The following is a 21055-nucleotide window of genomic DNA, read 5'->3' as shown; positions in this document are numbered from 1 at the left end:
GGCGGCGGTCAGAGCTTGCGGTAGGTGCGGGCCTCCTCCGCGGCGGCCAGCACCTGGGCGAGCGGCGCGCCCGCGGCGGCGGTCACGGCCGCGGCGATCGCGCCCTCCACGAACGGCACGTCGGCCAGCACCACCCGCCCCGGCTCCTCGAGGAGCTTCGCGGTCAGCACCGAGCTGCCGAGGTCGGGAACGAGCAGCACGCCCGCGCCGCCGTCCACCTCGGCCACGGCCCGCTCGATGCGGTCGAGGCTGGTGCCGAGCTCGCCGTCCTCGGTGCCGCCCGCGCCCGCCACCATCGCCTCGGGCCCGGCGATCTGCCGCGCCAGCGCGGCCGCCTCGGCCGCCAGCGCGGCGCTGTGCGACACCAGGACGATCCCCACCATGCCGCTCACGCTCGCCTCCCGGGCCGGCCCCGCCGGGCCGTCACCTTCGTCCTCCCGCCACCACCGGTGTCCCGGGCCGGCCCTGCCGAGCCGTCACCTTCGTCCTCCCGCCACGGGTGTCCCGGGCCGCCCCCCGCGGGGGAGGTCACGGGCGCAGCGCGGAGACGAGGAGGGCGGCCGAGGCGGCGCCGGGGTCCTCGTGGCCGACGCTGCGCGGGCCCAGATAGCTCGCCCTGCCCTTGCGCGCCTGCAGGGGGATCGTCGCCTTGGCCCCCTCGGCCGCCGCCACCGCCGCCCGCTCGAGCGCGTCGTCGGGCCGCAGGCCCTCCCGCGCCGCGTCGGCCAGCGCGCGCGAGGCGGGTGCCAGCGCGTCGACCATGGTCTTGTCGCCCTCCGCCGCCTTCCCGAGCCGCCGCACCGCGTCGATCGCCGTCGCGAAGGCGGTGGCCAGGTCGCCGAGGGAGACCTCCCGCGCGTCGCCCAGCGACTTGCCCAGCTGGCGGAACAGCGTGCCGTACAGGGGGCCGGAGGCGCCGCCGACCCGGCGGACCAGGGTGGTGCCCACGAGGGTGAGGAGCTGCCCGGGGTTGTCCTGCGGGCTCTCGGCCAGCGCCTCGCGGACGGAGGTGAAACCGCGGTCGAGGTTGGTGCCGTGGTCGGCGTCGCCGATGGCGGCGTCGAGGCGGGTCAGCCGGTCGCGGTTGACCGACACGACCCGGATGGTCTCCTGGATCCAGGCGGTGAAGAAGGCGAGGTCCATCAGCGGCCCCACCGCAGCGCGGGCGTCTGCACGGGCGCGTCCCACAGGCGCGTGAGGTCGGCGTCGAGCCGGCACACCGTCACCGAGAAGCCCTGCATGTCGAGGCTCGTGACGTAGTTGCCGACCAGCGAGCGGGACACGCGCGCCCCCTTCGCCTTGACGTAGGCCGCCACCTCGGCGAAGGCGACGTAGAGCTCGATCAGCGGGGTGCCGCCCATGCCGTTCACCATGACCAGCAGGTCACCGGCGAGGGGCAGGTCGCCGTGGATCGCGTCCATGGCGACGGTGGCGAGCTCCCGCGCGGGGGCGAGGGGCGCGCGGGAGCGGCCCGGCTCGCCGTGGATGCCGATGCCCAGCTCGACCTCCGTCTCGGGCAGGTCGAAGGTGGGCTTGCCGGCGGCGGGCACGGTGCAGGAGGTCAGCGCGATGCCGAACGACCTGCTGCGGGCCGCGACCTGCCCGGCGATCCGCGTGGTCTGCGCCAGCGGCGCGCCGCTCTCGGCCAGCGCGCCGGCGATCTTCTCCACGAACAGCGTGGCGCCCGTGCCCCTGCGCCCGGCGGTGTAGAGGGAGTCCTGGACGGCGACGTCGTCGTCGACCACGACGCTGGACACCGTCATGCCCTCCTCGGCGCACAGCTCGGCGGCCATCTCGAAGTTCATGACGTCGCCGGTGTAGTTCTTGATGACGTGGAGCACCCCCGCTCCGCCGTCGACGCGCCTGGTCGCCTCGACGACCTGGTCGGGCACCGGCGAGGTGAAGACGTCGCCGGGGCAGGCGGCGTCGAGCATGCCGTGGCCGACGAACCCCGCGTGCAGCGGCTCGTGTCCCGAGCCCCCGCCCGAGACCAGCGCCACCTTTCCCGGCCGTGGGGCGTCGGCCCGCCAGACCACCCGCCCGCCGACGTCGACCCGCAGCGTGGGGTGGGCCGCCGCGAGCCCCGCCAACGCGTCGGCGACCACGGACTCCGGGTTGTTGATGAGCTTCTTCACGCGCATCCTCCTGCCCGCTCGTTCCAAGGGACGTGCGATCACGCCGACCTCTTCTCCGGTTTACGCCTGGATGCGGGCCGAAGCGCCTCTTTACCTCAATCTTGACCCGGAGTTCTGACCACTGTCCAGGAGGGCGGGGCCTCCAGTGATCACGCGCCGGTGCTGAGCGCTCGGCGAGTGCGTTACCTTCTGCACATGGCTGAGATCGTGTACCCGCCGGTTATCGCCACCGCGCGGACCCTCTTCCGGATCATGGACTACCGCTTCCACATGGAGGGGACCGAGCACATCCCGCGCACGGGCGGGGCGGTGCTGGTCAGCAACCACATCAGCTATCTCGACTTCATCTTCGCCGGCTTCGCCGCGCTGCCGGCCAGACGGCTGGTGCGCTTCATGGCGAAGGACGACGTCTTCAAGCACCGCGTCTCCGGCCCGCTCATGCGCGGCATGCACCACATCCCCGTCGACCGCGGCGCGGGCGCGGGCTCCTACGCCACCGCGCTGCGCATGCTCAAGGCGGGCGAGATCGTGGGCGTGTTCGCCGAGGCGACCATCAGCCGTTCCTTCACCGTCAAGGACATCAAGAACGGCGCCATCCGCATGGCCCAGGCCACCAAGGTGCCGATGATCCCGGTGGCGCTGTGGGGCAGCCAGCGGCTGTGGACCAAGGGCCGGCCCAAGCGGCTCACCCAGCGCCACGTGCCGCTCACCATCCTGGTGGGCGAGCCGATGCACCCCAAGCGCGGCGACGACATGGCCGAGCTGACCACGCAGCTGCACACCAGGATGTCGGAGCTGGTCGACCGGGCGCAGCGGACCTACCCGGAGATCCCGCCGGGCGTGTGGTGGCAGCCCGCCCACCTCGGCGGCACCGCGCCCACGCCCGAGGAGGCCGCGGCCATGGACGCCGCCGAGGCCGAACGCCGCAAGGACGACGAGTAGCGATCTTCTGGGAGGCTGGCTGCCAGCCGTACCGAAGGGGTCGAATGTTTGGGATCGTCCGCCCGTGCCGCCATGCGTTATGCGGTGGGTTGTTCAAGCAGTGGATGGCGCATCTGTGCGGGTTGTGCCTCGCGCTGCGCGACGAGCACGGCCATGCCTCCAGGCTGGTGACGAACTACGACGGGTTGCTGGTCTCGGTCCTGACCGAGGCGCAGACCGTCGCGGCGGCGCCGCGCAGGCGGGCGGCGCCGTGCGCGTTGCGCGGGTTCAAGGGCGCCGACGTGGTCGAGGCCCAGGGTGTACGGCTGGCGGCGTCGGTCTCGCTGGTCCTGGCGGCCGGAAAGCTGCGTGACCACGTCGCCGACGGCGACGCCCTCTACCGCCGCCGCCTGGTGGCCGCGGCCGCCGAGCGCGTGGCCGCCCGCTGGTCGCGGGCAGGGTCCGACACGGCGGGCGCGCTCGGCTTCGACCCGGGACCGCTCACGCTGGCGGTGCGCGAGCAGACCCGGCTCGAACGCACGCCGGGCCTGTCGCTGCTGGAGCTGACCGCGCCCACCGAGGCCGCGGTCGCCGCCGCCTTCGAGCACACGGCGGTGCTGGCCGGCAAGCCCCACAACCGGCAGACGCTGCGGGAGGCGGGCCGCTTCTTCGGCCGGCTGGCCCACCTGCTCGACGCGGTGGAGGACCTGCCCCGCGACCGGGCCCAGGGCGCCTACAACCCGCTGGCGGCCACCGGCACGGACCTGGCCGGCGCCCGGCGCCACTGCGACGACGCCCTGCTGGGCCTGCGGCTGGCGGTGGAGGACCTCGACCTGGAGCGGCACGGCCTGGTCCGGGCGCTGCTGGTCAAAGAAGCCGGCCATGCGGTCACCCGCGCGTTCGCGGCGACCGATCCGGACAGCCCCGAACGCGTCAAGCGGCGCCCGGTGGACCCCGGAGGGCTGCTGTCGCTGGCGTGCACGACGCTGAGCTGCTGCACCTGCGGCCTGTACCGGCCGGAGTGGGACGAGGAGCACGAGCGCGGCTGCTGCTCCCGGCTCGACTGCAGCGGTTGCGAGGCCTGCGGCAACTGCGGCGACTGCTGCTCGTGCTGCGGCGACGGGTGCTGCGGCGACGGCTGCTCCTGCGGCTGCGACTGCTGAGCGGCCCCCTCGGGGGCCGCCTCGTCAGATCGCTTCCTGGTAGCTTCCCGGCGCGCGGACACTGGCCAGCATGCCCGCCACCCGCTCCGGCGAGGGACGGCGCGCGGGGTCGTGGTGGAGCAGACCCTCGATGAGCGGTCGCAGCATCCCCGCCCGGCGCGGGCGAGGGAAACCGCCCTGGCGGTAGAGCGCGAGAACGCTGGCGGCGTCCTTGCCCGGGTACGGCGGCCGCCCCTCGACCGCGCTGTAGAGCGTGGCCCCGAACGACCACATGTCGCCCTCCTTGGTGGCCATGCCGCCGGACAGCCGCTCGGGCGCCATGAAGGCGGGGGTGCCGCGCAGGCCGCCCGAGCGGGTGGAGGTCAGGTCGGCCTCGGCGGTGGCGATGCCGAAGTCGGTCAGGACGACCCGGTCGCCGGTCAGCATGACGTTGGCCGGCTTGACGTCGCGGTGCAGGACGCCTGACGTGTGCGCGTGGCGCAGCGCCCCCAGCAGGTGGCGGCCGAGGCCGGCGACGGAGGTGTCGGGCAGCGTGCCGACCTGGGAGAGCAGGTCGTGCAGCGACAGGCCCTCCAGGTACTCCATGACGATCCAGAGCCTGCCCTGCTCCTCGACGAGGTCGTGGACGGTGACGATGCTCGGATGGGTCAGCCGCGCCGCCAGCCTGGCCTCGCGCAGCACGCGCCTGCGCACCGCCTCGGCCTCGCCGACCAGTGTCAGCTCCTTCAGCGCCACCTCACGGTGGAGAAGCTGGTCGAACGCGCGCCACACCACGCCCATCCCACCCCGGCCCGCCTGCTCGCCAAGCCGGTATCGCCCGCCGCCGATCTCCCGCATGTCATCCCCTCGTCGCTAGGGGTAATGATGTCAAATGATCGCGAAGGATATGCCGCCTCGACTGATCTAGATATATGCGCGTTCGTAGGCATGCAGGTCAGAGCGGTAAGAACGTCGAGTCCGAGTCCCAGATCACTTTTCCTGACGGGTCGGTCAGGACCGCGTTGCCGTCGTCGCGCAGGACCAGTTCGCCGCCGGGCGCGCCTGCCGTACCGGAGCGGAAGGAGACCAGGTGGCGCCTGCGGTCGCGGGCCGCGCGGTAGACGACCAGCGCGCCCTCCGGCTGGAGCACGCACACGCTGCCGCGCTGGGGTGAGGTCATCCTGGCGTGGCGGCGGGCCACGCCGTCGGAGAAGAGGGTCAGCACGCCCTTGTCGGTGATCTCCAGCGAGTGCCTGCCGCCGGGGGAGCGGATGGGGAAGCCGTGCTCGATGGACTCGAAGCTTCTGATCCGGTTGTAGGAGGCCTGCCTGATCTCGGTGCCCGTGCACGGCGACCAGACGGGCCTGCCGTCGGGGGGGTAGATGACGAGGTTGCCGTCGTCGTGCAGGACCAGGAAGGAGCCCTCGGGGTGGCGGAAGGCGGGCTCGGGCCAGACGGCGCCCGCGGCGTTCCTGAGGCCGAGAGACCGCCCGCGGTCCATGGTGAGCCTCCCGCCGGGCACCCAGTGGTCGGTGGCCCACAGCGGCCTGCCGTACCTGTCGCTCGGCAGGGTGCCCTGGTCGTAGAGGACGAGGTTGCCGTCGGTCTGATACTCCAGCTTGAACTCCCGCCAGCCCTGTGCGGTCCTGCGCGAGAGGATCCGGTCGCCGGGGTTCATCGACTCGCCTGACTTGAGTACGCGCGTGCGCTCGGCCATACCACTCACACAGCCACAGGCTCGGGTGTGCGGGCAAGAGCCCGGGCGGCGAGAGGCATGACCATGAGGCAGAGGACGACCGCCCCGACGAAGACGACGGGCAGGCCCGCCACGCCGCCGACGACGCCGCCGAGCGCCGCGCCCAGCGGGTTGCCGCCCATCCCGATGAGCCGGTAGGCGGAGTTGACGCGGCCCAGCAGCTCCTCGGGGATGATCCGCTGGCGGAAGGAGACGACCAGCACGTTGCCCGCCGCGCTGGTGGCGCCGAGCAGGACGCCGGTGACGTAGACCGACGGGACGGTGGGCACGAGCACCGGCAGCAGCAGGGAGAGTCCGTTGACGGTCCAGAGGATGACCAGCGTCCTGCCCTCGCCGAACCGGCGGGCGGTCCGATGGGCGAGCAGCGAGCCCGCGATGGCGCCGACGGCCAGGACCGTCAGGACCGCGCCGTACTGGCCGGCGGTCATGCCGATCACCGACTCCTCGCCGACCGCCCACAGGACGAACACCGACAGGTAGGCCGAGCTGCACATGTTCATCACGCCGGCCGCGACGGCCAGGTCGCGGACCGTGCGGTCGCGCACCAGGTAGCGCAGGCCGGTGGCGATGTCCTGGCGCAGGGGCGCCGTGGAGACGGTGGCGGAGCGGTGGCGCCCCCGCATGCCGAGCAGGAGCAGCCCCGCGGCGGTGTACAGCAGCGCGGGCGCGCCGAACAGGGCGGCCGGCGCGAGGGCGGCCAGGAACCCGGCCACCGGCGCGCCGACGAAGCTGTTGCCGATCGTCCGCGCCGCGACGATGTGGCCGTTGGCCCTGCCGAGATCGTCCTTGCCGACGACCATCGGCAGCACGCTCTGCGCCGCGGTGTCGTTGAAGACCTCGCAGGCCCCTGAGACCAGAAGGATGGCGAGCAAGAGCGGCAGGCTGAGAGCGTCCATGGCCACGGCGACGGCCGTACCGGCCAGGGCCACGGCCCGCGCCCACGCGGTGACCACCATGATCCGGCGGCGGTCGCCGCGGTCGGCGAGGGCGCCGGCGTGCAACGCCAGCAGCAGCCACGGCAACGTGGTGGCCACACCGGCCAGCGAGACCAGCGCCGGGTCGCGGGTCAGGGTGATGGCGAGCAGCGGGGCGCCGGTCAGGAGCACGCCGTCGGCGAGGTTGGCCGAGGTCGTGGCGGCGAGCAGGTATCTGAAGGAGCGTCCCACGGTCTATCCTTTATGCGTAGGAAGTTGTGCACAGGTTTCTTTGCAAAGATAAGGCTGCACACTGTGGAAGGCAAGACCGTCAGAGAGATGGACGCCCAGGCGCTGAAGGCGTTCACGCATCCGATCCGGATGCGGCTGTACGAACTGCTCGAGGAGTACGGCGCGGCGACCGCCACCATGCTGGCCGGCCGTATCGAGGAGAACACCGGCGTGACCAGCTACCACCTGCGGCAGCTGGCCCGGCACGGGCTCGTCGTCGAGGTGCCGGAGAAGGCCAGGGGCAAGGAGCGGTGGTGGCGCGCGGCCGGCTTCACCAGCGACACCGACAGGTTCCGCAAGGACCCCGACACGGCCGAGGCCGCCGAGGTACTCATGGCCGGTCTGGTACGCCAGCGGCACGCCGAGCTGGCCCGCTGGGTCGAGGAGTCGAGGACCGCGTCCCGCGAGTGGATCGAGTCGGCCACGCACACCCGGCGCCACCTGCGACTGAGCCGGGAGCACCTGGCCGAGCTGGGCAGGCGGGTGCAGGAGCTGCTCGACTCCTACGACGACGACGGTGACGACGGCGAGCGCGTCATCGTCCACTTCGACGCCTTCCCGCTGGGCCTGTCCGGCGATCAGGCGGACGGCTGACCGGTTCCCGCCTCGGCGGATGTGGGCGGGCGGCGCCATCGTTCGGTGAACAGCCTCCCGGTCGGGGCCGGCCCGGGCAGCGGCTCGCCGTGCACGGCGCGCAGGCCGTCCACGGCGATGGCGACCAGGCGGGCGCGGGCGGCGGCGGCCTCGGCGAGCATGTCGCCGCGCCCCTGCTTGCGCAGCTGGTCGAGCAGGGGAGAGCTGCCCAGCTGCTCGATCAGCAAGGAGACGTCGACGGCGGTCACGCCGGGCCGCAGCACGCCCGCCTCACCGGCCCTGGTGACGAGCGCGTCGAGCAGCTCGTCACCCCTGTCGTTCTTGACCCGCATCTCCTGCGTGCCCTCGACCGTGCCGGCGACCGGGCTCAGCGTGCCCTGGCCGAACTCCACGCAGGCGGTGATGAAGCCGGCCAGCCCCTCCCACGGGTCGTCGGCCGCCAGCCCCTGCTCCGCGGCCGCGATCCACTGGTCGAGGGAGAGCACCAGCAGCCGCTGGAAGAGCTCCTCCTTGGTGCGGTAGCGCCGGTAGAGGCTGCCGATCCCGACACCCGCGCGGGCGGCGATCGCGGCCACGGAGGCGTGCGCGCCGTCGGCGGCCAGCACCTCCCTCGCCGCCTGGAGCAGCGCCCGGTCGTTACGCTCGGCCTCCGCCTGCCGCCTGCCGCGAGGTCTGCTGTCGGTCATGACGCACAGCCTACGACGGCTCGCGGAGCCCTTCACTCCGGCCGGACTCAGGCCGGACTCGGGCCGCGCTCCGGCCGGTGCTCGTGCCGCGCTCGTGCCGTACTCGGGCCGCGCTCCGGCCGCGCTCCGGCCGCGTTCGTGCCGGACTTGGGCCGCGCTCGGGCCGCGGCCGGACCTCGCGAGCGGGTCAGAGCCCCACCGGACCCGCCGGCAGGGCGTCGGCCAGGTAACCGTCCAGGTCGGGGACCTCGGGCGCCAGCATGTGGCGGACGAAGGCGCTGCGCTCGTGCTCCAGCGGCGGCAGCTCCCACACGCAGCCGATCCACGGCCGCTCCAGCGTCATGAAGTTCGTCGGATCCTCGTCGGGGCAGCCGACGGCCGGCTGCCCCGCGCACGCGGTGTGGATCTCGAGCACGTTGTCCCACACCCACGTGTAGACCAGCACGTAGGCGCCGCTGTCGCCGCCCCGGTGCAGCACGATCCAGCCCGCGGGCGAGTCGTCGGCGGACGGGGGGACCAGCCGCGGAACGTACGCGTAGGCCGCCTTCTCCACCTCGGGCTCGATCTCGTGCCCCTCACGGTCGACGTGATACCGCTTGTACGGCCTGCCGCCCAACGTGACGGGCGGCAGGGAACGCAGGTTCTTCTCCAGGAAAGCCATGACCCGGACGATAAGGATCACCCACTGACATCTATTGTCAGTGGATGCGCGCCTCCCGCCTGCTTTCGGTCCTCCTCCTGCTCCAGACGCGCGGCAGGATGACCGCGCAGCAGCTGGCCGACGAACTCGGCGTCAGCGTCCGCACCGTCTACCGCGACGTCGAGGCGCTGCACGCCTCCGGCGTCCCCCTGTACGGCGAGGCCGGCCACGAGGGCGGCTACCGGCTCGTCGACGGCTACCGCACCAGGCTGACCGGCCTGACCGAGAAGGAGGCCCAGGCGCTCTTCCTGGCCGGGCTGCCAGGGCCGGCCGCCCAGCTCGGGCTCGGCGCCCTGGCCGCGGCGGCCGAGCTCAAGATCGAGGCGGCGCTCCCTCCCGACCTGCGCGAGGGGTCGCGGTGCGTGCGCGACCACTTCCACCTCGACGCGCCCGGCTGGTACCACGACGGCGACCAGGTGCCGCACCTGCCCGCCCTGGCCGGCGCCGTGTGGAACAAGCTCGTCATCGACGTCCGCTACCGGCGCTGGCGGGAGCCGTACGAGGTGGAACGGACGCTGGAGCCGTACGGGCTGGTTCTGAAGGCCGGCAAGTGGTACCTCGTCGCGCGCAGCGGCGACAGCCTGCGCACCTACCGCGTCAACCAGATCCTCGACCTGCGGGTGACCGAGCGCGCCTTCGACCGGCCCGAGGGGTTCGACCTGGCCGCCCACTGGCGCGCGCACCTCAAGGACTTCCGGGCCCGCCTCGTCCAGGGCCACGCCGTCGTACGGCTGTCGCCCGCCGGCGTCGAGCGGGCCGGCGAGGTGATGAGCTCGGCCGTGATCGAGGCGATCTCCAGCGGCGTGACGGGCGCGGACGGCTGGGTCACCGCGACCGTCCCGATCGAGTCGCTGACCCACGCGCAGACCGAGTTCCTCAAGCTCGGCGCGGAGGCGGAGGTGCTGGAGCCCCCGGCCCTCAGGGACAAGCTGGTCGCGACGGCCCGCGCCATGGCCGCCCTGTACGCGACCTGACGGCGGGTCCCGCTACGGCGTCCCGGCGGCGGCGAGCGTCTCCCGGATGACGTGGCGGGCGTTGGCGGAGATGACCGGGTTCGTCGCGCGGTAGTACGGGAGCTGGATGACGGCCATGGACAGCGCCCAGCCGCGACCGCGCGCCCAGGTGGCGTCGTCGACGTCCAGGGCGTCCCTGAACACGCTCCTCGCCGGGGACGGCAGCAGGTTCCACGCGGGAATCAGGTCGCAGGCGGGGTCGCCGACCCCGACGGCGGCGAAGTCGAGCACCGCGGCGAGCCTGCCCCGGGCGACCAGCAGGTTGCTGGGCATGAGGTCGGAGTGCACCCAGCGGGGCGCGCCGGTCCACACCGGCGCGGCCAGCGCCTCGTTCCACACCGCGATGGCCGCGTCGGCGTCGAACGGCTCGTCGATGCGGCGCAGTTCCTCGATCGCGGCGCGTGTGCCCGCGTCGGCGGTCGCCAGCGGGACACCTCGGTAGGCGGTCGGCCCGCCGTCCAGGTCGGCCTTGTGCAGCGCCTGGACGAACTCGGCGAGGTCACGGGCCAGGACCTCGGCCTCGGCCTCGCCGACCCGGCCCTCGACCGGATTCTCGCCGTCGATCCACCGGTGCACCGCCCACGGCAGCGGGAAACCCTCGGCGGGCCGGCCCGTCCCCGCCACGGCGGGAATCGGAACGGGCAGGACCGGCGCGAGCTCGGGCAGCCACCGCGCTTCCCGCTCCAGGGACCTGACGCCGCCCGGCGTCAGGGGCAGGCGGACGGTGAACCCGGTGCCCAGGCGGTAGACCGCGTTGACGGTCCCGCCGGAGGCCAGCCGCTCGACCGGCAGGTGCGCCCACTGCGGGAACTGCCCCCGGACCAGCCGCCGGACCAGGTCGGCGTCGGTGTGGAGTTCGTCGGCGTGCATCGTGGCCATCCGAGCAGAAGACCGCCCGGCGACGCCACGCGTCAACAGCTTTTCCCGGGCGACACCCGTCGGTCAGCGGGTAGGTTGCGGCCGAGGGCCCACCACCGAGGGCCCGCACGGCACCGCCGCCCTGTCCGGCGGGGGGATCACGGCTTGCGGTAGGCGAGGAGCTGGCGGCGCTGGGTGATGGTGCCCACCCAGTGGGACACGTCCAGCAGGGCCGCCAGCACGATCCAGAACCACTCCCAGCCTCGCAGCCCGATGCCGGGCGTGTACAGGATGACGTACATCAAGGTAGCGAACGGCAGGAAGATGAGCCCGAGCAGCGGCCAGATCCAGGTGTGGAACGCCGCGTCGACCAGCAGGGGACGCGCCACCCAGACGATGAAGAGCCCCAGCCGCGGGAAGAGTCCCGCGAACACCGCGAACAGACACCCCATGCCGCCACCTCGCCGACCGCGGATATTCACCCCGAAAGGGTTATAGAGAGGAAATCCCCGGTCCCGTGCTCTCGCGCTCCCAGCGCCTCGTCAAGATTGCGTCAGACATCCTTGACGAGCGCGGCCCGCATCACCGGGTGGCCGGCCCGGCGCTTCTCTCAGGGCAGGCTCGTCCAGAGGCCTTCCAGCCAGTCAAGGGCCGGATCGGAAAGCCAGTTCACGACGAAGCCGAGGACGAATGCCAGAACCAGGAAAACCGCTTGCTGTGCGAGTCCGGATCGATTCTGGCCCACGAACTGCCGCTGCAGCGCTTTCTCCAGCGCCTTCACCTGTTCGGGAGTGAGAGCGGCCAGGCGTTCCTTCTCCTCCACCTGGGCGCTGAGAGCGTCAAGGGCGGCGAGCCGTTCCTGGAGGTAGAGTTCCAGCTCGTTGGAGACCGCCTTGGCTTCCGTGACCACCGTGGTGAGCACCTCGATGCGGTTCGTGAGAACGTCCTTCCGGCGAAGGATCAGCTCTTCGCGACGCCTGCGGGCGCGTACCATCCGCTGCACCGCGGTTACGACGGCGAAGATGACGAGCGGGACGCCCAGCAAGACGGAGAAGAAGTACAGAAGGAAGATCGACCACTCCCCGTCGAGCCCGTAGAGCAACACCGCCATCACGAAGGCCGCCGCGCACCAGGCGCCAAGGACGGCGATCGCGATGGTGCAGCCGCCGCTCGTGTCCACCTGTCGCTTCCCGTTCTCGGAATCAGGCGCGTCCGGTGAAGACGTCGCGGCGGGCGCCTTGGGGGGCGTCTTGGGAGGCTCGGTGCCGGGTTCCGGTTGGTCGGGAGATGCCGTCACGTAGGTAGAGTGCCGGTTCGCCAACCACACGATCAACCCTGATCCACAGATCCACGATCCTCGGCGGCGGTCGATTCCAGCGAGGCGCGGCCGCGCCGGCACAGGACCTGACGTCGTTCTCGGCAGGCTATCGTGGCGGTCATGGTCATCCCCCCGTCGTTGGAGCCCGCCGTCTTCCACGCGGCACTGCGCGATCAGTTCGAGGCGTTCCTCGACGAGCACCGGTCCGCGCTGAACGACAGCTTGACCGGGTTGACCGAGGAGCAGGCGCGCCGGTCGCTGGTCACGTCCAAGACCACGTTGCTGGGCCTGGTCAAGCACGCCACGTTCGTCGAGAAGGTCTGGTTCGACGAGGCGATCACGTGCCGGTCCCGCACCGAGATCGGCATTCCCGACTCGCCTGACGAGTCGTTCGACATCGACGACGGCGACACGATCGCCTCCGTCCAGCAGGCCTACCAGCAGGCCTGCGCGGCGTCGCGTCGGGCCACGGCGGAGCTGACGCTGGACGACCTCCTCCGCGGCAACCGCCGGGGCCCGCTGCCGCTGCGTTGGGTCTACCTCCACATGCTGCGTGAACTGGCCCAGCACTGCGGCCACGCGGACATCCTCCGTGAGCAAGTCCTCGGCGGCACCACACATCGCGGGTAGCCGGGGAGCACCTCAGTCCGGCCTCGGTTGCGCCGACAGCGGCCATCATCATCAGGACGGCCCGGGCAGGGAGGCGGCGGCGACGACCGGCGTGAAGGCGAGGAGCGGATCGTGTGAGTCGAGGAGGGGCCGAAGCCCTTTCCGACCATCCAGCTCTTGCCGGTGGGCAGGAGGTCCGCCCAGATACCTCCGCGATGGTAATGCGCCGTCGTCCGCCTCGACTCGGTTCAAGGCCGAGCACGGTCGTGCATGCAGTCAAGGTGACGCGGCGGTGGTGCCGAGCTCGACGCAGCACGCGCCCGGCCGGGGGACCAGGGCGGCCGTGATCGTGGTGGCGCCGAGCCCGTCGCAGTAGGCGGCCAGGAAGGCGTGGTTGATGCCGCAGACCAGGTCGGGGTCCTTGGCCGCCAGCGGGTGGAAGGGGCAGTTGTTCAGCTGGATCCGGGTCGGCGTCACGCGGACGGGTTCGAAGCCGTGGCCTTCCAGCATGTGCCCGACGTAGGTGAGGGCGCGTTCGGCGCCGAGACGGCCCGGCTTGAGCCGTTCGCGTTCGGCGTGGCCGAGGGCGTGGCCGCGGTGGCTCGCCACGCGCACGGCGGCCTGCGGCCCGCTCTCTTCCGGCCGTTGCGTCCGGACCGCGTCCATCAGGATCTCGGCGAGCAGGCCGTGCTCGCGCTGCGGGATGCTGATCCGCACCTCGAGGTCGGTGGGCCGGTAGACCTTGGGCGCCCGCCCCACCCGGCGCACCGCGTCGGGCTTGCCGTACTCCGCGGACAGCAACCCCACGTCGACCAGCTTGTCCAGGTGGAAGGCGGCGAGCTTGCGGGAGATGCCGGCGTTCTGCGCGGCCTCGTCCCGGGTGACCGGGACCGGTGATTGCCGGATGAACTCGTACATGCGGCGCCTCAGCTCGTCGCCGAGCGCCGCTACGGCCTGCACCGCGTCCCGCGTCACCCGAACACAATAACACCCGCCCTGATGGTCGAAACCGCGAAGTGCTTGACCGTCGCGGGAATAAGACTAAGACTTGTTGGTGAAATTGGAGGTGGTGCCAATGTCCGATCAGCTGCATCAGGCCAAGCGTCCCGTCACGATGATGGCCGGTCCGTACGGGCATCCGCTGCACCCGATCCTGGTCACCGTGCCGATCGGCGCCTGGGTGACCAGCCTCGTCTTCGACCTGGCCTCGCACGTCGTCGGCGACGCCGGCTTCCTCGTTCGCGGATCGCTGTGGCTGATCGCGATCGGGGTGATCGGCGCCCTGGCGGCGGCCATGTTCGGCTTCCTGGACTTCCTCGCCATTCCCCCCAGGACCGCCGCCTTCCGCACGGCCCGTGTCCATCTGGTGCTGAACCTCGCCGTCACCGCCGCGTACGGCGTGGCCTGGGCCTGGCGGTCCGGCGACCACGCGGGGCCGGTCCCCGTCGGGCAGATCGCGCTGTCGGTGATCTGCCTGGCCGTCCTGTCGGTGTCGGGCTACCTGGGCGGGATGCTGGCCTACCGCTACGGCGTCCGGGTCGCCGACGAGACCACCCAAGCAGAAGGCTTCCGTTCCTGACCTCAGGGAGGCAGATCATGGCCGTCGCCGCACTCGTCACCTGGTTGCTCACCGCACTGGGCGGCTTCTTCATGCTCGGCGTGTGGATCTCCCACGGCGGGCTCCGCCGCAAGGAGGCGGCATCCAGCCGCTTCCCGACGCCGGTGATCTTCGGTCACATGCTGCTCGCCGCGACCGGGCTGATCTTCTGGATCCTCTACCTGGCTCTCGACAGCGGGGCCCTGGCATGGATCGCGCTGATCGTGCTGCTCCCGGTCGCGCTGCTGGGCTTCGTCATGCTCGCCCGCTGGATCCCGGTGTCCCGCGCCGCCGCCACGGCGGCGCCGCCCGAGCGGGCCATCCCGGTCCCCGTCGTGGCCGGGCACGGCCTGCTCGCCGTCGTCACCCTCGTCCTGGTCCTGGTCACCGCGGTGACCGGGGGCTGACAGGCGGTCTTGTGTCAGGCCCGCGGCGGGTGGGCCGATGCTCCTCCACGATCATCCCTGCCGCCGGTTTCTGCACCTGACTTCTCGAAGGCCGGGCCGGATCCGCGGTGGCCGCCGTGCCAACCACCGAACGTGTCCTGCCGGCGCGCTCAACGACGATGCTTCTCGCGGCGTCGGTGCTCTTGCACAGAGGCTCGGACTGCTTCGTTCCCACTGTCGATCGCCCGGCGGTACCAGGTGCGGGCCTCCTTCACCCGCCCCTGCTCATACTCCAACTTGCCCAGGTCGAACATCGCCCACGGCGCATAGTCGGCGTGGCCGGTGTCGGCCGCCCGGTGGTACCAGGTGCGGGCTTCCTCCACTCGCCCCTGCTCATCTTCCAGGGTGCCCAGGTTGAGCATGGCCCTCGGCGCGATGCCGGCGTCGCCGGTATCAGTCGCCCGGTGGTACCAGGTGCGGGCCTCCTCCACCCGTCCCTGCTCATCTTCCAGGGTGCCCAGGTTGAGCATCGCCCTCGGCGCGATGTGGGCGTCGCCGGTGTCGGCCGCCCGGCGGTACCAGGTGCGGGCCTCCTCCACCCGCCCGTCTTCGTTCTCCTCGAACTCGCCCAGGTTGAGCATCGCCACAGGCGCGATGTCGGCGTGGCCGGTGTCGATCGCCCGGTGGTACCAGGTGCGGGCTTCCTCCACCCGTCCCTGCTCATCTTCCAGGGTGCCCAGGTTGAGCATCGCCGCGGGCGCATAGTCGGCGTGGCCGGTGTCGATCGCCCGGCGGTACCAGGTGCGGGCCTCTTCCGTTCGCCTGTCTTCGTTCTCCTCCAACTCGCCCAGGTCGAACATCGCTCTCGGCGCATGGTCGGCGTGGCCGGTGTCGATCGCTCGGCGGTACCAGACGCGGGCCTCGTCCACCCGTCCCTGGTCATGTTCCAGCTCGCCCAGGTTGAGCATCGCCCTCGGCGCGATGTCGGCGTGGCCGGTGTCGATCGCCCGGCGGTACCAGGTGCGAGCCGCCGCCACCCGGCCCCGCTCAGATTTCAAGACGCCGAGATCGAACATCGCTGAAGGCGCAAGGTCGGTGTGGCCACTGTTGACCGCTCGCTGGAGCCGGCGGCGGGCCGCCGCGGCGATGCTGGCGATGCGGTGAATGGTGTCCATGGAAGTGCCTTCGAGATGCAGTCGTAGGTGGCGTTCGGCGATGAGGCGATGCTGTGCGCTTACCTCGTGCCCTTTTCGGCCTTTTGTGGTGATATATCCCTTTATCTTGCCGGATGATAGTAAAAGGCCCTTGCAGGACGCTTTCAGTACACTTATCGGGTTTTACCGGCTGGGTAGGAATGGGAGGACGTCGAGCCTCCCGCCGTGAGGATCTTTTCCCAGGGAAGAAGGCATCGCCGGTGTCGTCGACCAGATCGAACGTTCACATCCACCGGACATCTCAGTCGTCGTGGGCGATGAGCATGAGCTGCCGCCACAGCAGCACCACGAACACCGCGGAACCGGCGAAGGCGAACCAGAAGGGCGCCGCGACACCGAGGCGGGTGGCCAGGACACCGCCGATCAACGAGCCGACCACGAGCCCGGCGTAGACGCAGACGGTGTTGACGCTGCCCACTCGGCCCTGCAGTTCAGGTGGGACCGCGCGCTGGCGGACGGTGACCGAGGTCGTGCCCCATATGAACGCGTGCGCGCCGAAGGCCAGGAAGATGCCCCCGGCGACCCACGGCGAATGGGTCAGGGCCAAGCCCAGGTGAGTGAACGTTTCGATGATGAGCCCGATGCGCATCAGGGCGCCGAGGCTCACCCTGCGGGTGATGGCCCCGTAGAGGCCGGTGCCGATCAAGCCGCCGATCCCGCCGATGGTGGTCATCAGACCGAAGCCCAGGGCGCCGAGTCCGAGCTGCTCCTGGGTGTAGAGGACGAGAACCGACCAGGCCGCGCCGAACGTGAAGTTGAAGATCAGGATTGTGAGCGCCAGCGTGCGGACCGCCGCGTGGCGGATCGTCCAGCTGAATCCGGCGATCAGTTCCCGCGCGGTGTCAGGCACGAGATCGTCGGCCTGCCGGCCGTGTGGCGGCAACCTGATCCGGGAGACCAGGACGATCCCCGCCACCGCCAGGAGCAGCTGGCCCGCGAACGGCCAGGTCGAGCCCAGGCCGAACAGTGCCGCGCCGATCGGCGGCCCGGCGAGCTGATTGAGCGTGATGAACCCCGTGCCCAGGCGGGCGTTGGCGATGACGAGATCGTCCTTGCTGACCATCATGGGAGTCAGCGTGGCCGTCGCGTTGTCGGCGAACACCTCGGCGATGGACCGGAGCGTGAGCGCCACCAGCGCCGTCGCCACGGTCACGGTGCCAGTCACCATGAGCGTGACGAGCGCCGCCAGCACCACGGCCCGCACCGCGTTCGCGACGAGCACGATCCTGCGCCGGTTGTACCGATCCGACAGCACGCCCGCGTACAGGCTGAACAGCAGCGGCGGCGCCCAGCCCACCAGGGCCGACAGCGAAATCATCAGCGGGTCGCGCGTCAACGTCGCGATCAGCAGGGGGCCCGCCGCGGCCGCGACCCCATCGCCGAGATTTGTCAGCCAGCTCGAGGCCAGCAACCATCGGAATCCGGTCCCCAGCCGGGCAGGCAGGACTCGCTCCACCACTGTGATCACGAGCGCAAAACCATACGTTTCGAGAGCATCAACGGCAACGCGTTTTCGCGTCGACGCACGGTGTGGCGAGTGGTCGTAGACGACAGTCTGCCCAGCTCACGCTGCGACAGGCCGGTCTGATGGCGCAGGTGGCGTCTGGACGGCGGTTGCCACGCGTGATCGAGGGCAACCGGGTCCTGGCGCGTGAAGCCGCGCCTGTTGCTCGGGCCGGGCGAAGATCCGGGCAGCGAGCCCGTGCTGCCGCGGGCCGCGTACGGGGACCACGCCCGGCCCGATCCCCCTTGCCGCCACCGCCGGAGTCCAGGCGGTGTGCGCGCATGCCGTAACCCTGCCTAGGAGATCTTGACGTAGCCGGTGGCTTCGGCGATCCGGCCGTCCCGGAGCCACATGAGGTTGACGCCTCTGGTCACTGTTCCGTCGGCCGACCTGGCGCGCCAGCGGATGGTCGCCCGCTCGCCTTCGCCGGTGACGTCCTCGACGGTCCAGGTGGTGCCGTGGTCGGCGGCCAGCGCCGACCAGAATCCCAGCGCCTCGCCTGGACCGGAATAGGTGGCGCCGTCGACGTTCTCCAGGACGCAGTCCTCGGCCACCACGTCGGCCAGCTCGGACGCGTTGTGCGTCTGGAAGGCAGCGTTGAACCGATCGATCACTTCGCTCATGGAAGCGATCCTGCCGAGGTGGCCTGCCGCCGGGCAATTCCCCGCGGGGAATCGTGGCCTGGAAAACGGCGGCGCCCCGGGCCCGTGCGGGGACCCGGGGCGCCGGTACGCGGTGCGCGTGGGTGCGCGCTGGTCAGGGGAGCAGGAATCCCCTAACTCACCGCGTGTGCGGAAATATCAGCCCATGTGGGGGTAGCGGTGGTCGGTCGGCGGCACGAACGTCTCCTTGATCGTGCGGGCGTTCACCCACCGGATCAGGTTGAAGATCGAGCCCGCCTTGTCGTTCGTGCCCGAGGCCCGCGCCCCGCCGAACGGCTGCTGCCCGACGACCGCGCCCGTCGGCTTGTCGTTGATGTAGTAGTTGCCCGCGGCGAACCGCAGCCGCTCCGACGCCGACGCGATCGCGTAGCGGTCCTGCGCGATGAGCGACCCCGTCAGCGCGTACGGCGAGGCGGCCTCCATCTGGTCGAGCACCGTGTCGAAGGACGAGTCGTCGTAGACGTGCACGCCGAGGATCGGCCCGAAGTACTCCTTGACGAAGATCTCGTCCGTCGGGTCGTCCGACACCAGGATCGAGGGCTTGACGAAGTAGCCCACGCTGTCGTCGTAGGAGCCGGTGAGCACGTCGATGGAGCCGGTCGCCCTGGCCCGGTCCAGCGCCGCCTTGTGCTTGGCGAAGGCCCTGTCGTCGATGACCGCGCCCATGAACGTGGACAGGTCGGCCGCCACGTCACCCACGGTCAGCGACTCGGCGGTGGCCACCAGGTCGTCCTTGATCCGCGACCAGATGGAGCGCGGGACGTAGGCGCGCGAGGCCGCCGAGCACTTCTGGCCCTGGTACTCGAAGGCGCCCCTGATGAGGGCGGTCGACAGCACGCCCGGGTCGGCCGACGGGTGCGCGAGCACGAAGTCCTTGCCGCCCGTCTCGCCCACCAGGCGCGGGTAGCCGCGGTAGCGGGCGATGTTCGCGCCGACGGTGCCCCACAGGTGCTGGAAGGTCGCGGTGGAGCCGGTGAAGTGGATGCCGGCCAGCTCGGGGTGGGCCAGGGCGACCTCGGAGACCGCCTGGCCGTTGCCGGTGACCATGTTGATGACGCCCGGCGGCAGGCCGGCCGCCTCGAGCAGCCGCATCGTGTGGTGCGCGGCGAACTGCTGGGTGGGCGACGGCTTCCACACCACGACGTTGCCCATGAGCGCGGCCGAGGTCGGCAGGTTGCCGGCGATGGCCGTGAAGTTGAACGGCGTGATCGCCAGGATGAAGCCCTCCAGCGGGCGGTACTCCATGCGGTTCCACACCCCGGCCGAGGAGGTCGGCTGCTCGGTGTAGAGCTGGCGGGCGTAGGCGACGTTGAAGCGCAGGAAGTCGATCAGCTCGCAGGCCGCGTCGATCTCGGCCTGCTGCACCGACTTGGACTGGCCGAGCATCGTGGCCGCGTTCAGCGTGGCGCGCCACGGCCCGGCGAGCAGGTCGGCGGCCTTGAGGAAGATGGCGGCCCGCTCGTCGAACGACAGCGCCCGCCAGGCGGGAGCCGCGGCCAGCGCCGCGTCGACGGCGTCCTGCACGTCCTGAGCCGTAGCGTCGTTGGTACGGCCCAGGACGGCGGTCTTGTTGTGCGGCTGCACGACGTCGAGGGCCGCGCCGCCACCCATCCGCTGCGCACCGCCGATGGTCATGGTCAGGTCGATCGAGGACCCGGCCAGTTCCTTGATGCGGTTCTCCAGCGTGGTGCGCTCGGCGCTGCCGGGCGCGTAGCCGTACACCGGCTCGTTGGCCGGCGTCGGGACGTTGCTGATCGCATCCATGATCACTTACCCCCAAGGGCACGAAGGAAGAAGGCGACGTTGGCGGGACGCTCGGCCAGGCGGCGCATGAAGTAGCCGTACCAGTCGTCGCCGTAGGGGACGTAGACGCGGACCGTGTGGCCGGCGCCCGCGAGGGACTCCTGCTTGTCGGTCCTGATGCCGTAGAGCATCTGGTACTCGTAGTCGCCGACGGCGCGGGAGAACCTGTCGGCGAGCAGTTCGGTGATGGCGATGAGCCGGTCGTCGTGCGTGGCCACCATGGGGTAACCCTTCCCCGCCATGAGGATCCGCAGGCATCGCACGTAGGCCTTGTCGACCTCGGCCTTGCTCTGGTGGGCGACCGAGGCGGGCTCGCGGTAGGCGCCCTTGACCAGGCGCACCCTGCTGCCCTCGACGGCCAGGTCGCGGCAGTCGGCCTCGCTGCGGAACAGGTAGGCCTGGACGGCGACGCCGGTGGAGGGGAAGTCCTCGCGCAGCGCGCGCAGGATGCCCAGCGTGGAGTCGACCGTGGTGTGGTCCTCCATGTCGAGGGTGACCGTGGAGCCGTTGGCGGCGGCGGCCGCGCAGATCTCGCGGGCGTGGTCGAGCGCCATGGAGTCGCTCAGCTCCTGGCCGACGGCCGACAGCTTCACCGACACCTCGGCGCGCGTGCCGAGGCCCAGCGGGCGCAGCGCCTCCAGCAGCGTGAGGTAGGCCTTCGCGGTCGCGGCGGCGGCGCCCGCGTCGCGGGTCTCCTCGCCCAGGTGGTCGATGGTGACGGTCAGCCCGCCGTCCACCAGGCGCTGCACGGCGGAGCTCGCCTCGGCGACGCTCTCGCCGGCGACGAACCGGTCGACGACCTTCCTGGTCGGCGGCAGCCCTGACACGGTGCGGCGCACGAGCGCGCTGCGCGACCCGGCGAGAAGTACGTGACCCAGCATGTTTCCAGGCTAAAACCCCTGCTCACGAGGGGCCCATTGACGTCCGTAACGCGGGTTGTGGCAGGCTGTCA

General features: G+C 71.4%; 24 protein-coding genes. 7 read left to right on the top strand and 17 right to left on the bottom strand.

Features of this window, described 5'->3' with window-relative positions; genetic code table 11:
• Positions 1 to 8: 8 nt before the first annotated feature.
• The 3 genes from dhaM to dhaK form a co-directional block, all read right to left on the bottom strand.
• Positions 9 to 383, bottom strand: coding sequence for a dihydroxyacetone kinase phosphoryl donor subunit DhaM (gene dhaM, locus ACWDLG_RS16805; RefSeq protein WP_354911008.1), 375 nt, complete (start codon positions 381 to 383; stop codon positions 9 to 11).
• A gap of 145 nt (positions 384 to 528) precedes the next feature.
• On the bottom strand, positions 529 to 1143 hold the full coding sequence (gene dhaL / locus ACWDLG_RS16800; RefSeq protein ID WP_354910697.1) for a dihydroxyacetone kinase subunit DhaL: 615 nt from the start codon (positions 1141 to 1143) through the stop codon (positions 529 to 531).
• On the bottom strand, positions 1143 to 2135 hold the full coding sequence (dhaK, locus tag ACWDLG_RS16795; protein WP_449920726.1) for a dihydroxyacetone kinase subunit DhaK: 993 nt from the start codon (positions 2133 to 2135) through the stop codon (positions 1143 to 1145). Before dhaK ends, dhaL begins: the two co-directional genes overlap by 1 nt.
• A gap of 195 nt (positions 2136 to 2330) precedes the next feature.
• On the opposite strand from dhaK, the gene ACWDLG_RS16790 reads away from it, so the two are divergent.
• Together ACWDLG_RS16790 and ACWDLG_RS16785 are read left to right on the top strand one after the other, a co-directional pair.
• Entirely contained in the window at positions 2331 to 3077 is a 747-nt protein-coding gene (locus ACWDLG_RS16790; protein ID WP_449920724.1) for a lysophospholipid acyltransferase family protein, read from the top strand.
• Between the two features lie 44 nt (positions 3078 to 3121).
• Positions 3122 to 4219, top strand: coding sequence for a DUF5685 family protein (locus tag ACWDLG_RS16785; RefSeq protein ID WP_449920722.1), 1098 nt, complete (start codon positions 3122 to 3124; stop codon positions 4217 to 4219).
• Positions 4220 to 4243: 24 nt separating this feature from the next.
• On the opposite strand, the gene ACWDLG_RS16780 is transcribed toward ACWDLG_RS16785, so the two are convergent.
• From ACWDLG_RS16780 to ACWDLG_RS16770, 3 genes are all read right to left on the bottom strand, one after another.
• A complete protein-coding gene (locus tag ACWDLG_RS16780; RefSeq protein ID WP_449920720.1) occupies positions 4244 to 5056 on the bottom strand; it encodes a serine/threonine-protein kinase in 813 nt (270 codons plus the stop codon).
• Positions 5057 to 5153: 97 nt separating this feature from the next.
• Entirely contained in the window at positions 5154 to 5915 is a 762-nt protein-coding gene (locus ACWDLG_RS16775) for a hypothetical protein (RefSeq protein ID WP_449920717.1), read from the bottom strand.
• Positions 5916 to 5920: 5 nt separating this feature from the next.
• Positions 5921 to 7120, bottom strand: a complete 1200-nt coding sequence (locus ACWDLG_RS16770; RefSeq protein WP_449920715.1) for an MFS transporter — start codon at positions 7118 to 7120, stop codon at positions 5921 to 5923.
• A gap of 63 nt (positions 7121 to 7183) precedes the next feature.
• Here ACWDLG_RS16770 and ACWDLG_RS16765 point away from each other — a divergent pair, with 63 nt between their 5' ends.
• Positions 7184 to 7753 carry a winged helix-turn-helix domain-containing protein gene (locus ACWDLG_RS16765; RefSeq protein WP_449920712.1) on the top strand — a complete coding sequence of 190 codons (570 nt, stop codon included), beginning with the start codon at positions 7184 to 7186 and terminating at the stop codon, positions 7751 to 7753.
• Here the strand turns inward: ACWDLG_RS16765 and ACWDLG_RS16760 are convergent.
• Together ACWDLG_RS16760 and ACWDLG_RS16755 are read right to left on the bottom strand one after the other, a co-directional pair.
• Positions 7738 to 8439, bottom strand: coding sequence for a TetR/AcrR family transcriptional regulator (locus ACWDLG_RS16760; protein WP_449920710.1), 702 nt, complete (start codon positions 8437 to 8439; stop codon positions 7738 to 7740). The two genes, ACWDLG_RS16765 and ACWDLG_RS16760, sit on opposite strands and share 16 nt — an antisense overlap.
• 187 nt (positions 8440 to 8626) lie before the next feature.
• Positions 8627 to 9100 (bottom strand): hypothetical protein, encoded by a 474-nt coding sequence (locus ACWDLG_RS16755; protein WP_449920709.1) that lies wholly within the window; start codon positions 9098 to 9100, stop codon positions 8627 to 8629.
• Positions 9101 to 9144: 44 nt separating this feature from the next.
• Between ACWDLG_RS16755 and ACWDLG_RS16750 the strand changes: the two genes are divergently transcribed.
• Entirely contained in the window at positions 9145 to 10113 is a 969-nt protein-coding gene (locus tag ACWDLG_RS16750) for a helix-turn-helix transcriptional regulator (protein WP_449920706.1), read from the top strand.
• 12 nt (positions 10114 to 10125) lie between these two features.
• Here the strand turns inward: ACWDLG_RS16750 and ACWDLG_RS16745 are convergent, their stop codons facing one another.
• The 3 genes from ACWDLG_RS16745 to ACWDLG_RS16735 all read right to left on the bottom strand — a co-directional run bounded on the left by ACWDLG_RS16745 (position 10126) and on the right by ACWDLG_RS16735 (position 12307).
• Complete coding sequence (locus ACWDLG_RS16745) at positions 10126 to 11031, bottom strand: aminoglycoside phosphotransferase family protein (protein WP_449920704.1); 906 nt, start codon at positions 11029 to 11031, stop codon at positions 10126 to 10128.
• A 137-nt stretch (positions 11032 to 11168) separates the two neighbouring features.
• Positions 11169 to 11462, bottom strand: a complete 294-nt coding sequence (locus ACWDLG_RS16740) for a hypothetical protein (RefSeq protein ID WP_449920702.1) — start codon at positions 11460 to 11462, stop codon at positions 11169 to 11171.
• A gap of 158 nt (positions 11463 to 11620) precedes the next feature.
• Positions 11621 to 12307 carry a hypothetical protein gene (locus ACWDLG_RS16735; RefSeq protein WP_449920699.1) on the bottom strand — a complete coding sequence of 229 codons (687 nt, stop codon included), beginning with the start codon at positions 12305 to 12307 and terminating at the stop codon, positions 11621 to 11623.
• A 141-nt stretch (positions 12308 to 12448) separates the two neighbouring features.
• On the opposite strand from ACWDLG_RS16735, the gene ACWDLG_RS16730 reads away from it, so the two are divergent.
• The gene (locus tag ACWDLG_RS16730) at positions 12449 to 12958 is read left to right on the top strand and encodes a DinB family protein (protein WP_449920696.1); all 510 of its coding nucleotides are present in this window, start codon (positions 12449 to 12451) and stop codon (positions 12956 to 12958) included.
• 255 nt (positions 12959 to 13213) lie between these two features.
• Here ACWDLG_RS16730 and ACWDLG_RS16725 read toward each other — a convergent pair whose 3' ends face one another.
• Positions 13214 to 13912, bottom strand: a complete 699-nt coding sequence (locus ACWDLG_RS16725) for a helix-turn-helix transcriptional regulator (protein ID WP_449920694.1) — start codon at positions 13910 to 13912, stop codon at positions 13214 to 13216.
• A 100-nt stretch (positions 13913 to 14012) separates the two neighbouring features.
• Here ACWDLG_RS16725 and ACWDLG_RS16720 point away from each other — a divergent pair, with 100 nt between their 5' ends.
• Positions 14013 to 14516 (top strand): DUF2231 domain-containing protein, encoded by a 504-nt coding sequence (locus tag ACWDLG_RS16720; RefSeq protein ID WP_449920691.1) that lies wholly within the window; start codon positions 14013 to 14015, stop codon positions 14514 to 14516.
• A 17-nt stretch (positions 14517 to 14533) separates the two neighbouring features.
• Positions 14534 to 14941, top strand: coding sequence for a hypothetical protein (locus ACWDLG_RS16715; protein ID WP_449920689.1), 408 nt, complete (start codon positions 14534 to 14536; stop codon positions 14939 to 14941).
• Positions 14942 to 15090: 149 nt separating this feature from the next.
• Here ACWDLG_RS16715 and ACWDLG_RS16710 read toward each other — a convergent pair whose 3' ends face one another.
• The 5 genes from ACWDLG_RS16710 to ACWDLG_RS16690 all read right to left on the bottom strand — a co-directional run bounded on the left by ACWDLG_RS16710 (position 15091) and on the right by ACWDLG_RS16690 (position 20984).
• Positions 15091 to 16095 carry a tetratricopeptide repeat protein gene (locus ACWDLG_RS16710; protein WP_449920687.1) on the bottom strand — a complete coding sequence of 335 codons (1005 nt, stop codon included), beginning with the start codon at positions 16093 to 16095 and terminating at the stop codon, positions 15091 to 15093.
• Positions 16096 to 16375: 280 nt separating this feature from the next.
• On the bottom strand, positions 16376 to 17602 hold the full coding sequence (locus tag ACWDLG_RS16705) for an MFS transporter (protein WP_449920685.1): 1227 nt from the start codon (positions 17600 to 17602) through the stop codon (positions 16376 to 16378).
• Positions 17603 to 17934: 332 nt separating this feature from the next.
• Positions 17935 to 18261: a nuclear transport factor 2 family protein gene (locus tag ACWDLG_RS16700; RefSeq protein WP_449920682.1), complete on the bottom strand. Its 327-nt coding sequence runs from the start codon at positions 18259 to 18261 to the stop codon at positions 17935 to 17937.
• 177 nt (positions 18262 to 18438) lie between these two features.
• On the bottom strand, positions 18439 to 20064 hold the full coding sequence (gene pruA / locus ACWDLG_RS16695; protein ID WP_449920680.1) for an L-glutamate gamma-semialdehyde dehydrogenase: 1626 nt from the start codon (positions 20062 to 20064) through the stop codon (positions 18439 to 18441).
• A gap of 2 nt (positions 20065 to 20066) precedes the next feature.
• Complete coding sequence (locus tag ACWDLG_RS16690) at positions 20067 to 20984, bottom strand: proline dehydrogenase family protein (RefSeq protein ID WP_354910757.1); 918 nt, start codon at positions 20982 to 20984, stop codon at positions 20067 to 20069.
• Between the last annotated feature and the right edge of the window lie 71 nt (positions 20985 to 21055).

Source organism: Nonomuraea sp. NPDC003727 (assembly GCF_053586935.1).
Note: the sequence above shows the minus strand (reverse complement) of the source record. Positions and strands in the feature narration are given on the sequence as shown.